General features: G+C 44.8%; 12 protein-coding genes. 9 read left to right on the top strand and 3 right to left on the bottom strand.

Translation table 11 applies throughout. The features are described 5' to 3' along the window. Window positions 1-2 precede the first annotated feature (2 nt). A complete protein-coding gene (gene rlmE / locus GCHA_RS00915; RefSeq protein ID WP_007984081.1) occupies window positions 3-632 on the bottom strand; it encodes a 23S rRNA (uridine(2552)-2'-O)-methyltransferase RlmE in 630 nt (209 codons plus the stop codon). A gap of 95 nt (window positions 633-727) precedes the next feature. Between rlmE and yhbY the strand changes: the two genes are divergently transcribed. Continuing rightward, window positions 728-1,024, top strand: a complete 297-nt coding sequence (yhbY, locus tag GCHA_RS00920) for a ribosome assembly RNA-binding protein YhbY (protein ID WP_007984082.1) — start codon at window positions 728-730, stop codon at window positions 1,022-1,024. 107 nt (window positions 1,025-1,131) lie between these two features. Here the strand turns inward: yhbY and GCHA_RS00925 are convergent, their stop codons facing one another. Both GCHA_RS00925 and GCHA_RS00930 read right to left on the bottom strand, forming a co-directional pair. Next, a complete protein-coding gene (locus GCHA_RS00925; protein ID WP_007984083.1) occupies window positions 1,132-1,623 on the bottom strand; it encodes an FKBP-type peptidyl-prolyl cis-trans isomerase in 492 nt (163 codons plus the stop codon). 112 nt (window positions 1,624-1,735) lie between these two features. Beyond that, a complete protein-coding gene (locus GCHA_RS00930; RefSeq protein WP_039991920.1) occupies window positions 1,736-4,123 on the bottom strand; it encodes a Lon protease family protein in 2,388 nt (795 codons plus the stop codon). A gap of 188 nt (window positions 4,124-4,311) precedes the next feature. Here GCHA_RS00930 and GCHA_RS00935 point away from each other — a divergent pair, with 188 nt between their 5' ends. The 8 genes from GCHA_RS00935 to mrdA all read left to right on the top strand — a co-directional run bounded on the left by GCHA_RS00935 (window position 4,312) and on the right by mrdA (window position 12,639). Next, a complete protein-coding gene (locus tag GCHA_RS00935) occupies window positions 4,312-4,860 on the top strand; it encodes an SRPBCC family protein (protein ID WP_007984085.1) in 549 nt (182 codons plus the stop codon). A 144-nt stretch (window positions 4,861-5,004) separates the two neighbouring features. Continuing rightward, the gene (gene leuS / locus GCHA_RS00940) at window positions 5,005-7,617 is read left to right on the top strand and encodes a leucine--tRNA ligase (protein WP_007984086.1); all 2,613 of its coding nucleotides are present in this window, start codon (window positions 5,005-5,007) and stop codon (window positions 7,615-7,617) included. A gap of 15 nt (window positions 7,618-7,632) precedes the next feature. Beyond that, the gene (locus GCHA_RS00945; protein WP_007984087.1) at window positions 7,633-8,154 is read left to right on the top strand and encodes an LPS-assembly lipoprotein LptE; all 522 of its coding nucleotides are present in this window, start codon (window positions 7,633-7,635) and stop codon (window positions 8,152-8,154) included. Next, window positions 8,154-9,176, top strand: a complete 1,023-nt coding sequence (holA, locus tag GCHA_RS00950; RefSeq protein ID WP_007984088.1) for a DNA polymerase III subunit delta — start codon at window positions 8,154-8,156, stop codon at window positions 9,174-9,176. Before GCHA_RS00945 ends, holA begins: the two co-directional genes overlap by 1 nt. Continuing rightward, entirely contained in the window at window positions 9,173-9,832 is a 660-nt protein-coding gene (gene nadD / locus GCHA_RS00955) for a nicotinate-nucleotide adenylyltransferase (RefSeq protein WP_013754121.1), read from the top strand. The genes holA and nadD overlap by 4 nt, the downstream gene beginning before the upstream one ends. Before the next feature lie 38 nt (window positions 9,833-9,870). Beyond that, window positions 9,871-10,188, top strand: a complete 318-nt coding sequence (gene rsfS / locus GCHA_RS00960; RefSeq protein ID WP_007984090.1) for a ribosome silencing factor — start codon at window positions 9,871-9,873, stop codon at window positions 10,186-10,188. A gap of 46 nt (window positions 10,189-10,234) precedes the next feature. Next, window positions 10,235-10,705 (top strand): 23S rRNA (pseudouridine(1915)-N(3))-methyltransferase RlmH, encoded by a 471-nt coding sequence (rlmH, locus tag GCHA_RS00965; RefSeq protein ID WP_039991911.1) that lies wholly within the window; start codon window positions 10,235-10,237, stop codon window positions 10,703-10,705. 2 nt (window positions 10,706-10,707) lie between these two features. Next, window positions 10,708-12,639 carry a penicillin-binding protein 2 gene (gene mrdA / locus GCHA_RS00970; protein WP_007984092.1) on the top strand — a complete coding sequence of 644 codons (1,932 nt, stop codon included), beginning with the start codon at window positions 10,708-10,710 and terminating at the stop codon, window positions 12,637-12,639. Window positions 12,640-12,650 lie beyond the last annotated feature (11 nt).

Raw genomic sequence — 12,650 nt, forward strand, 5'->3', positions numbered from 1 at the left:
TACTATAATTTAAAGCCCGTCGCTACCAGATAAACCTCTCTTGACCGCGCACGAGATGAATCAGGTTTACGTGTTTTGACTACTTTGAAGGCACTTTTGACCTCATTAAAGAATTGGTCAAAACCTTCACCCATAAAAACCTTTACGGTGTAACTACCGTTTTTCTTCAATACTTGCCGGCACATATCCAGTGAAAGTTCGACTAAATACATCGATTTTGCTTGGTCTGCCGTGTCATTGCCTGTCATGTTCGGCGCCATATCAGACATAACAACATCTACGTTCTTGCCACCAATTTTGTTCAATAAAGTGTCAAGTACTGCTTCCTCTCGAAAATCCCCCATAAGGAAATCAACGCCAGGTAGAGGGTCCATAGCCAAAATATCGCAGGCGATAACATGCCCGCTCTCTCCGACCTGTTTTACTGCATACTGCGACCAGCCCCCTGGCGCAGCACCTAAATCGACAACCGTCATCCCAGGCTTTATCAGGCTGTCCTTTGCTTGAATTTCTTCAAGCTTAAACACTGCCCGAGAACGAAGGCCTTGTTTTTTTGCCTGAATGACATATTTATCGTCAAAGTGTTCTTTTAACCAGCGTTTACTGCTTTCAGATTGCTTATTTTTACCCATTGGCTTCGTTTGTCATTAGGAATACTTGGAAGATGGCGCTAGAATACTTCTTTTCAACTGTTCACATTCAATATAATTGTAAGAAATATTACTCAATGACTCTATCAAATAAGCAAAAACAACACCTAAAAGGCCTCGCACATTCACTTAAGCCAGTGGTTCAACTTGGCGCAAATGGATTAACCGAAGGCGTATTGGCTGAAATTGAAGGCGCACTTAGCCATCATGAACTCATTAAAGTTAAAGTCCCCACTGACGACAGAGAAGAGAAAGCTTTAATAATGGATGCCATTATCCGTGAAACAAACGCTGAGAAGTTACAAACGATTGGCCACACCTTGGTATTATTTCGTCAAAGTGACGAGAAAAAGATCGAGTTGCCACGTAAATAGCGTTGCTGCCTAATCCGCCCCGTAACAAAGCGAAGAATATTCGGCTTTGATACGGGTTCGGTGGGCCGCATTATGATTTATCTGCTAGCCACCTGAGTAGCTCTCACTTAGTGGTGGTGACCACCTACCCCATGCGCGTGACCATGCTGAATTTCTTCAGGTGTGGCTTGGCGAACATCAATAACCTCTAGCGCGAAATTCAGCGTTTTACCCGCCATTGGGTGGTTTAAATCTACTGTCACCATAAATTTTCCCACTTTTATGACAGTGACTTCTCGTTGACCTTGCTCAGTGTTCACCACTGCGGTCATACCAGCCTTCCATTTTTTGGTTCCTTTTTCGTCCTGCAGGTGTTTAGCCGGAATACGCTGCTCAGCGTTCTCGCGTATTTCACCATAGGTTTGTGCTGGCTCTAGTTCTACCGTAAAACTGTCGCCAACGTTTTTCCCTGCAAGTGCAGCTTCAACCCCTGGCATCATATTGTCGTGGCCGTGAAGATACGCGACAGGCTCTGCATCACGGTTGCTTTCCAGTTCGGTGCCATCTAACTCTGTAATGGTGTACTTAAATTGAACAACTGTGTCTTTTTCTATTTGCATCTTTTATCTCTTGTGAACGGTAAATTTGCCGCAGTCTATCAGATCATCTTCTTGGTGAAATCAGATTTGCTGTCGTGATGGCATAATTGCGCTTTATTTATTGGAATTGGCATCAGTCTTCATCAGCGCCGTTCACTACATTGGCGATATTCAACAAACTGCTGACCGCCATATAATTAATTGTCCCTTTGGGGTAGCGTCCTTTGGCATTCATTACGCCTACCTCTTTATTCATCAACAGCTCTAGCGCTTGGTCAACAGTTTCAACAACACAAATATGAAACTTGCCAAGTTTAACCGCAGCTACCACTTCTTTATCTAACATCAGTGATATCTGATTCGACTTGGGAATTATCGCTCCTTGGGTGCCGGTTAGCCCTCTGTGCTGACATAACTTGAAAAAACCTTCAATTTTTTCATTTACCCCACCAACAGATTGTACTTGCCCATACTGATTGATAGAGCCGGTTATGGCTAAATCTTGACGAGTCGGAATGTTAGTAAGTGCGGATATAAGAGCAACTAATTCAGCCAAAGAAGCGCTGTCACCATCTATGTGACCATATGATTGTTCTATTGCAATATTCGCCGATAACGTCAGGGGGAATAACTGCGCATATTTGTGGCCTAAATAGCCGGTTAACAGCATGACTCCTTTAGAGTGAATCGGTTGGCCCAATTCTACTTCACGCTCTATATCCACAACGCCATTCGCCCCAGCGTAGACGGTGGAGGTAATCCGGGCAGGTGTACCAAATAAGCTATCACCGACTTCCAGTACAGTGAGACCGTTGACTTTACCAACGTCTACGCCTTCAGTGGCTATCAGAATTTGCCCTTGCTTAATATCATCAAGCACCGCTTCGCTTACCCGGCCCGTGCGCCTCGTTTTAGCGCTTAATGCTGCTTCAATATGCGTCACATCTAAATCTAGCTCTTGCTTTTGGCGACAGAAATATAAACTCTCGTTAAGCAACTCAATAACATCCGAGAAGCGCGCCGATAAACGTTGTTGATGTTCAGCCATGCGCAGGCTGTATTCCACTAGTCGGTACATTGCCTTAGGCGAAATACTGTTTAACCCTAGTTGTGACACTTGATGTCGTACGCGCCCAACAAAGTCATACAGGGTTTGTTTGTCTAATTGAATTTCATGGTCAAAATCCACCAATACCCTAAACATCTCATAAAACTCATCGTCAAAATCTTGCAGGTTGTAATAAAGCTCACGGGAGCCAAGCAGCACAACCTTAACGTTGATGGGTATTTGCTGAGGGTTAAGGGTAATAGAATTCACCATGCCGACATCGGGTTGAGGTAAATCCATTTTAAGATGCCCTGACTTGAGCACTAACTTTAAGGTTTCCCATGCGTAAGGCTGTAAAATCAGCTTATCCACATCCAGCAGTAAATAACCGCCATTTGCTCGGTGTAAGGCACCGGGGCGAATCATCCTGTAGTTAGTAAACACAGAGCCTGAAACATTGGTGTATTCAACACGCCCGAATAAATTTTGATGTGTCGGGTTAGGTTCGTATATAACAGGTGCGCCGCTTTCTAACTCATGACTGACCAAAATGTTAGGCAGGTACTGTTCTTCAAGTACAGAGCGACGGTCATATTCGTCGTGTTTCTCGTCTTTTTTATCATCCGCCAGTATTTCTACTATGGTTTCAACCAAATGCGGCTTGAGCTGGCGTAAGAACTTTAAAATCCCTAAATCCGATGCATATTGATGCTCTAGGGCTTTTAGCAGGGGTTTTATTCCCTGCTCTGCTGTGTCTTTTTTCAGCCGCCTGAGCTGTTCTGATGAGGCACGTTTCCATTTAGGTAATTCTAATAACGCTTCACTCAGGCGGTTTTCCAACTCATCGATAAGTTGATAGTAATTCTGACGCTGGTCGTCGCTCAGCTTAGCAAAGTCCGCATCATTGATTGGTTTACCATCCACTATGGGCGAAAAGCTAATATTGCCATTATCTTCATATAACGCGACATTTTGCGCCTGAGCAAGTTGTTCTACAGAATCAATGGCGTGATCATAGCGTTGATCAAACTCACGGGTGATAGTGACTTTTTTGCGCTGGTAGCCTGGGTTATCAAAGGCGGCCGGAAAGGTATCAAGTAATTCATCAATTAACTTTTCCATCTCTTTTACCAGTTGCTTACTTTCCCCAGGAGGAAGACGTAAAGCAAAAGGCTCACGCTCATCTTCGAAATTATTGATATAACACCAATCATCTGGGGTAAGTACTTTTTGTACGTATTTAGCGATATATTCGTGCACCAAGGTAAATCTACCTGTGGCTTGTTCGCCCATCACATAAAGATTGTAACCCTTTGCATTAATACCCAGCCCGAAATCCAAAGCTTCTCGTGCACGTGCTTGACCTATAAAGGTAGCCTGCATAGCGTTGTCATCTTTCAGGGCGTGGTTAATTAATCGTCGACTAGGCTTGGCGGTAATTTCTTTTAAACTCAAGGCGTATTTAAGATGCATGGTTAGCTGGCTTTGTCCTTTTAAGAGCAAGTGAACTAGCACCTGCTCGTCGCGAAATTCTCGTTTGAGGTGAATAACGTAATTGATAAACTCATTAGGTTGCGCTTTAGCACATAACATTGCGCATTAGCATATTGATTAATAAGCTGATATCCAATGTTAATATAATAACAAAAAACAGGAATAGCATGCTTCACTTTACTCACATTAAAAAGTTTATTTACATTCTTAGCCTTGGGTTATCTTTTTCATTCTCTAGCCATGCCAGCGTTAAGCAGTTAAACGAGCACGGCTTTACGCTTGAAAACACCGTGCTTATTAACGCACCGGCAAAACAGGTTTGGGCAGCACTGGTGAGCGACATTGATTATTGGTGGCCAAAAGATCATACATGGTGGGGCAACAAGGGGACCTTGACTTTACGCCCTGTGGCAGGTGGTTGCTTCTGCGAGACTGCAGGTGAGAACTCTGCCGAGCATATGCGCATTAGTTTCGTTGAGGTTAATCACATATTACGCATGACAGGTGGCTTAGGGCCACTGCAAGGAATGGGCATTTATGGGGCTCTTACATGGCAGTTAACAGCACAAAATAACCGCACCAAACTCGTCTTAACCTATCAAGCCCATGGGGTTATCGAAGGCAACTTTACTGAATTAGCGCCTATTGTGGATAGGGTGCAGAACAGCCAATTAATGGCGTTAGCCGAATACATTAAACCTACAAATCCTGACTAAAGGAAAGATTTATCCCTTAAGTCATTATTTTTTACGATAAATATCGTTAAATCCCAGTTCAGCTATTGTGACCCAGCAAACCGTTAGGGTATTCTTACCGGCTATCTTATTTCATACACCTTATCTTCGCGGAAACTCTTTTTAATGGCCGAAAAAATTTACGAACCTCAGAAAATAGAACAAGAGGTACAAGCGCTTTGGGAAACCAATCAAACTTTTAAAGCAACAGAACAAGAAGATAAAGAGAAATTCTACTGCTTGTCTATGTTCCCTTATCCAAGTGGGCGCTTGCACATGGGTCATGTGCGTAATTACACCATAGGTGATGTTGTTAGTCGTTTTCAACGTATGAATGGCAAAAACGTATTACAGCCTATGGGTTGGGATGCCTTTGGTTTACCTGCAGAAAATGCGGCGCTGAACAACAATACCGCCCCAGCCAAATGGACCTATCAAAACATCGATTACATGAAAAACCAGTTAAAATCTCTTGGTTTTGGTTATGACTGGGACCGTGAGGTTGCCACCTGTAAGAAAGAATACTACCGCTGGGAACAATGGTTCTTCACCCGTCTTTATGAAAAAGGTCTGGTCTACAAGAAAAACTCTACGGTTAACTGGGATCCAGTTGATCATACTGTTTTAGCGAACGAGCAAGTTATTGATGGTCGAGGTTGGCGTTCAGGTGCCTTAGTCGAGCAAAAAGAGATCCCTCAGTGGTTTATTAAAATCACTGACTACGCTGAAGAATTGTTGACTGACCTTGAACAATTAGAAGATTGGCCTGAACAAGTGCGTGCCATGCAGAAAAACTGGATTGGTCGCTCAGAAGGCGTAGATATCACATTTAACCTGAGTGAGTCTGCAGCGGATATCAGCAGTTTTGATGTTTACACCACGCGCCCTGACACACTCTACGGCGTGACATACGTCGCCGTTGCAGCGCAGCATCCCCTAGCGTTACATGCAGCACAAACTCGCCCAGAATTAGCCGAGTTTATCGTATCATGCAAAAACACCAAAGTGGCTGAAGCTGAGCTTGCCACCATGGAGAAAAAAGGCTGCGATACCGGTTTATTTGCTATTCACCCATTAACAGGTGAAAAAGTAGCCGTTTGGGTCGCCAACTTTGTATTGATGGGTTATGGCTCTGGCGCGGTGATGTCTGTTCCGGGTCACGATCAACGCGACTGGGAATTTGCACAAAAATACAGTCTGCCTATTACGCAGGTAGTAGAGCCCAATGCAGATGACCCGCAAGAGTGCGACCTCACCACAGCCGCTTACACAGAAAAAGGCGTATTAGTTAACTCTGGAGAATTTAATGGATTGGCCTTTCAAGAGGCATTTGACGCCATTGCTGCCAAACTAGAAGCTCTAGGTTCCGGCTGTAAGAAAGTGAATTATCGCTTGCGTGATTGGGGCGTATCTCGGCAGCGTTACTGGGGTTCTCCTATCCCCATGCTTAATCTTGAGAACGGTGAATCTGTTCCTGTTCCAAGCGATCAGCTTCCGGTTGAATTGCCTGAAGATGTACAAATGAACGGCGTTATTTCCCCCATTAAAGCAGACCCTGAATGGGCGAAGACCGAATATAATGGTCAGCCAGCTCAGCGTGAAACAGATACGTTCGATACCTTCATGGAGTCATCTTGGTATTACGCCCGCTATTGCAGCGCACAAAATCAAGATGCCATGCTCGACCCGGCCCAAGCTAATTACTGGCTACCAGTAGATCAGTACATCGGCGGTATTGAGCATGCTATCTTACATTTGTTGTATTCACGTTTTTTCCACAAACTGCTTCGTGATGAAGGCTTAGTTAGCTCTGACGAGCCTTATAAGCGCTTGCTATGCCAAGGTATGGTACTGGCTGATTCATTCTACAGAGAAGATGAGAACGGCAAAAAAGAATGGTTCTCACCAGCGGATGTCGACACAGAAAAAGACGAAAAAGGCCGAATTACGCTAGCCACACTGCGCAGTGACGGAAAACCTGTTGAACACGGCGGCATGACCAAAATGTCGAAGTCGAAAAATAACGGTATCGATCCTCAGCATGTTATCGATTTATACGGTGCAGATACCATACGGGTATTCACTATGTTCGCGGCGCCGCCTGAGCAAACATTAGAATGGGTCGATTCTGGTGTTGAAGGCGCTAACCGTTTTATAAAGCGTGTGTGGAAACTCACTCAAGATCATATTGACGTGCTTAATGGTGAAGCGGCACCTGCGATTGACAAGGCCGCCCTGACTAGCGAGCAAAAAACATTGCGCCGTGCTGTGCATCGTACGATTGCTAAAGTCACAGATGATGTGGGTCGACGCCAAACGTTTAACACTGCAGTAGCAGCCATTATGGAGCTACTTAACAGTTTACAAAAAGCCCCTCAGGACAGCGCACAAGACAAAGCTGTTATGCATGAGGCCATTGAGTCAGTGGTGTTATTACTAAACCCCATCGCACCGCATATGTGCCATGTGTTGTGGCATGACCTTGGGCATACTACAGATATCGAAACCGCAGCTTGGCCTGAGGTTGACGAATCTGCGTTAGTAGAAGACGAAAAACTGATCATCGTGCAAGTGAACGGAAAGGTACGCTCTAAAATTACAGTTGCTGCTGATGCAAGCCAAGATGAAGTACAAGCACTTGGATTAGCACAAGAAAATGTACAGCAATTTGTTGAGGGTAAAACCATACGCAAGGTCATTTATATTGCCGGCAAATTGCTTAATATCGTGGCAAATTAACGAGTGAAAAACGCAATGCGAAACCTCATCATCTGTTTATTATGTAGTGTTATTATCAGTGGCTGCGGTTTTTCATTGCGTGGCAATTATGAGCTACCAGCAAGTGTCTCTCAATTGAGAGTAGGCTCAGCCGAGGCACACTCAGCACTTGAGCGCGCACTTCGCAATGAATTAAAGCCATACGACGTAGATGTAATTGATGCCAGCGTTGAAGGTAATTCTGATGTTACCAACATATACCTGCTGAGCGATGAACTCGACAGACGCCTGTTATCGTTGTTCAGCACAGGGCAAGTGGCTGAGTACGAATTAATCTACACGGTACGCTACGAACTTCAGTTTGCTAACAGTGATGCACAATTATTGGAATTTGATATCAAACGCGAGTATCAGGACGATCCCGACGCCGTATTAGCAAAGTCTCGTGAACTCGAACTCGTGCTATCTGAAATGCGCAAGCAAGCAGCAATTCGTATTATCCATCAAATATCTATTGCCCAACATACATTATCTAATTCGGCGCTCGTTACTCCCTAATGCAAGTTTATCCGAATCGTTTTGCCGCTTCGTTAAATAAAGGGTTACAGCCCTTTTACTTAATATTTGGTGACGAACCCCAACAAAAGCTAACCGCGATTAATCAGATACGAGAGATAGCCCTTGCCCAAGGGTTTGACGAGCGTCAAACCTTGGTGGCTGACGCCCAATTCGATTGGCTAACCTTACTCGAAGCAACGCAAACGTTATCGCTATTTTCGTCTCGTCAGTATATTGAGCTCGAGTTGCCTACAGGTAAACCAGGTACCCAAGGCAGTAAAATACTCACTGAGCTTAGCACGCAAAATAATCCAGACATTTTGTTGGTTATTCACGGGGCGAAAATTGGCAAAGACGTTCAAAACAGTAAATGGTTTAAAGCGCTAGATAAACAAGGTAGCTATGTTCCATGCTACCCATTAGAAGGGAATGCGCTGCACCAGTGGTTAACAGAGCAAATGCGTACCCAAGGCCTGAACGCTTCTTCTGACATAAGTCGTTTACTCGCTGAATACTGTGAAGGTAATCTGCTGGCGGCTAGCCAAGAGATCGAAAAACTGTGTTTACTCTACCCTAACGGTAACCCGACCTTAGAACAGGTTGAACAAGCAGTGGTTGATCAATCCAGATACAACGTCTTTCAGCTAATAGATGTATTGCTTGCAGGCGATAGTCAAAAGTCGGTAAAAATGCTCTATCGGCTTGAAAGCGAAGGTGTTGAACCAAACATCGTTTTGTGGGCATTAACCCGAGAATGGCAAACCCTATCTGCCCTGCAAGCTAATAAAACAGCAGGGCAAAGCATAAACTGGAATCAACACAGGATCTGGAAAAATCGTCAAGGGTTGTATTTATCTGCCTTGCAACGCTTGTCTCCTGTTCATTTACAACAGCTACAGCACAAGCTTAACGTCATGGACTGCGCACTCAAACAATCCCAAGTCGAGCGTCCTTATGTTGAACTATGTCATTTGTGTTTGCTTTTTATTCCCATGTCTTTAGAGAACTTTGCACTAAATTGAACATTTTACGACCTGCATTAGGCATCTTTGGCGGGACTTTTGATCCCGTGCATTATGGCCATACTCAACCCGTTATCGTAGCCGCGCGCCAAGCCGCAGTGCAATCTGTGGCTATGCTGCCTTGCCATATTCCGGTTCACAAAGCCCATGCGCCAAGTGCCAGCCGGCATCGCTTAGCCATGTTAAAATTGGCGATTGAACAATACCCACAACTTTACATCGATGAGCGTGAGATCCACAGCGATACCCCCTCATATACGATCCATACGCTACGAGCACTTCGGAAAGAGTATCCGAAGCACCCCTTGTGCTTTTTTATCGGTATGGACTCATTGCACTCACTTTTGAGCTGGAATGAATGGCAAGCGCTATTCGATTATTGCCATTTTGTGGTCTGCTGCCGCCCAGGTAGTAAAAAACCACTGAGTGAAGAGCTAACCCATTTGCTAGCACAGCGCCAAGTATCGACAAATAATGCCCTTCATAATGCATTAAATGGTAAAATATTTCTCGCTGACACCCCTGAGCTAGCGATATCCTCTAGTGAAATACGTCAGCGTATCGAAGATAAGCAACCGACCGACGACATGCTCGATCCTAAGGTGCGTCGATATATAGAAACACATAAGTTATATCAGCCAAGCACGACTTTCTGATAAACTGAGAATTCGTCCGTTCAATATAAGGAATCCCTTTGGATCACCAACAGTTAAAAGCCTTTGTGGTAGAAAAAATTGAAGACCTAAAAGGTCGAGATATCATAGATTTAGACGTGTCAGAAAAGTCTAGCGTGACTGAAACCATGCTAATTTGTTCAGGGAACTCAAAACGTCATGTTGTTTCCATCGCCGAAAATGTGGTGGTTGAAGCGAAACAGGCAGGTAACCCGCCTCTAAGCATAGAAGGGCGTGACGTGGGGGATTGGGTACTCGTCGATTTAGGTGACGTTGTACTGCACGTGATGCAAGAAGACGCGAGAGAATTTTATCAGTTAGAGAAACTTTGGGGCTAATTGACCATCATAGTGCTAGCTGTAACATTGCAAAGTAGATAACGCCATGCGAATTCAACTCATAGCCGTAGGCAGTAAAATGCCAAGTTGGGTCGAACAAGGTTACCAACAATACGTAAAACGCTTTCCTTCTGATATGCCCTTAAGCCTGACAGAAATACCTGCTGGTAAGCGTGGCAAAAATGCGGATATTAAACGCATTTTGCACAAAGAAGGCGAATTAACCATGGCGGCTATTCCTAAAGGGAATCGCATTGTCACTTTGGAAGTAACAGGCAAGCCCTGGGACACGCCTACGCTCGCCAACAATATGAAAAAGTGGCAAATGGACGGTCGCGACGTAAGCTTGTTGATTGGCGGCCCTGAGGGGCTAGCACCAGAATGCATTGCCGCATCAGAACAAAAATGGTCTCTTTCTCCTTTAACCTTGCCCCACCCTTTGGTACGGATTATCGTCGCTGAAAGTTTATACCGAGCTTGGTCAGTGAACGCCAACCACCCTTATCACAGAGAGTAGTCATGGCGCGTAACAGGGTAACGATTAAAGACCATACGGCTGAAGCAAACCTGTTTGCCAGACGTACTGTCATTGCCATGCTGGTTATTTTTACGATGATCGCCATGGTGCTGAGCAACCTTTACTATTTGCAAGTCACTCGCTTTGAAGATTATCAAACCCGCTCAAACGGCAATCGCATTAAAGTCTTACCTGTGGCCCCTAACCGTGGGTTAATTTATGACAGAAACGGTACTCTGCTCGCGGAAAACCGTCCTGTTTTTAATTTAGAAGTTATCCCTGAAAAGGTAGATAACTTAGAAAAAACCCTCGGCTTGCTTAGTGTATTACTGGATATAGAAGAAGACGAAGTCACCGACTTTTATCGCGAAATCAAACGTAATCGTCGTTTTAAACCCGTCTCGTTACGAAAACGTTTAACCCCAGAAGAGGTGGCACTCTTCTCGGCAAATCAACACAAATTTCCAGGCGTCAGCGTAGAAGCACGCTTAACACGGCACTATCCCTATGGAAAAACCTTAACCCATGTATTGGGATACGTTTCTAAAATTAACAAGAAAGATCTGCAGAAACTTAGCGAAGCGGGGCTTGAAGCAAATTACGCTGCTACCCACGACATAGGAAAACTCGGTGTCGAAAAATACCATGAGGATATTCTGCATGGTCAAGTGGGTTACCAAGAGGTAGAGGTTAATAACCAAGGGCGTATTATTCGCACACTTAACTTTAGCCCGCCTGTTCCTGGGCAAGACATTGTGCTCAATATAGATTTAAAATTACAGCAAGAAGCTGAGCGAATACTTGATGGTGACAAAGGTACCATCGTCATGATGGACACAAACGACGGCGGTGTACTGGCCATGTTTAGTAGCCCAAGCTATGACCCGAATTTATTCGTGCATGGTATCAGCAGCAAGAACTACAGCGGTTTATTAAAATCTAATGGCCGCCCCTTAATAAACCGCGCGACACAAGGTCAGTATCCCCCTGCTTCAACCATTAAACCGCATTTAGCATTAGTTGGCTTAGAAGAAAAAACCGTTACGCCAGAAACGCGTATCTTTGATAACGGTAAATATCGTTTGAAAAATGTCGAACATGTTTGGCGAGACTGGAAACGCTGGGGTCATGGCTGGGTCGATTTAACCTCGGCTATTGAACAATCCTGTGATATTTATTTTTACGATCTCGCCTATCGCTTGGGAATTGATAAAATCAGCGACAACATGTTCGAGTTCGGGTTTGGTGATTACACTGGTATCGACTTACATGAAGAGTCGGACGCTAACATGCCGAGTCGCGGCTGGAAGCGCGCTCGATTTAATCAGCCTTGGTACATTGGTGACACTATTCCGGTGGGGATTGGACAGAGTTACTGGACAGTAACCCCAATTCAATTGACCCAATCGATAACCACCTTGGTTAATCACGGTCAGCGTTATATTCCACAAATTTTACGCGGCAAGTACATCGACAAGGAACTTGTCTTTGAAGGCAGCAAAGAACGCCGCCCCATGGATATTCAAAATGTCAAAAACTGGGACACAGTTTTAGACGCTATGTATGGCGTGGTGAACCGCAAAATTGGTACCGCTCGTCGCGCATTTGTGGACACGCCGTACGTATCGGCGGGTAAAACGGGCACAGCACAATTGGTAGCCATAGCCCAAGACGCCAAATATGACGCCGACAGCCTAGCGGAAAACTTGCGCGATAACGCCATGTACGTTGGGTTTGCCCCATATGAAAAACCAGAAATCGCCGTTACCGTAGTCCTTGAAAACGCCGGCGGCGGTAGCTCTCAGGCAGCACCATTAGCAAGAACCATGATGGATAAATACTTTGAACAGCGAGAGTTTTCCCCTAAACCTGACGTTATTGAACGCGAGATCTCACAAGATGTCGCACGTCACTCTGCCTCCCACAATCATTAAGCTTGGATCAC

This window comes from Paraglaciecola chathamensis S18K6 (assembly GCA_000314955.1).
GTDB lineage: Bacteria > Pseudomonadota > Gammaproteobacteria > Enterobacterales > Alteromonadaceae > Paraglaciecola > Paraglaciecola chathamensis.

Bases quoted from the DNA above. Each gene is read 5' to 3' on its own strand.
- rlmE (WP_007984081.1), bottom strand. From the start codon at position 632: ATGGGTAAAAATAAGCAATCTGAAAGCAGTAAACGCTGGTTAAAAGAA.
- yhbY (WP_007984082.1), top strand. From the start codon at position 728: ATGACTCTATCAAATAAGCAAAAACAACACCTAAAAGGCCTCGCACAT.
- GCHA_RS00925 (WP_007984083.1), bottom strand. From the start codon at position 1,623: ATGCAAATAGAAAAAGACACAGTTGTTCAATTTAAGTACACCATTACA.
- GCHA_RS00930 (WP_039991920.1), bottom strand. From the start codon at position 4,123: ATGCATCTTAAATACGCCTTGAGTTTAAAAGAAATTACCGCCAAGCCT.
- GCHA_RS00935 (WP_007984085.1), top strand. From the start codon at position 4,312: ATGCTTCACTTTACTCACATTAAAAAGTTTATTTACATTCTTAGCCTT.
- leuS (WP_007984086.1), top strand. From the start codon at position 5,005: ATGGCCGAAAAAATTTACGAACCTCAGAAAATAGAACAAGAGGTACAA.
- GCHA_RS00945 (WP_007984087.1), top strand. From the start codon at position 7,633: ATGCGAAACCTCATCATCTGTTTATTATGTAGTGTTATTATCAGTGGC.
- holA (WP_007984088.1), top strand. From the start codon at position 8,154: ATGCAAGTTTATCCGAATCGTTTTGCCGCTTCGTTAAATAAAGGGTTA.
- rlmH (WP_039991911.1), top strand. From the start codon at position 10,235: ATGCGAATTCAACTCATAGCCGTAGGCAGTAAAATGCCAAGTTGGGTC.
- mrdA (WP_007984092.1), top strand. From the start codon at position 10,708: ATGGCGCGTAACAGGGTAACGATTAAAGACCATACGGCTGAAGCAAAC.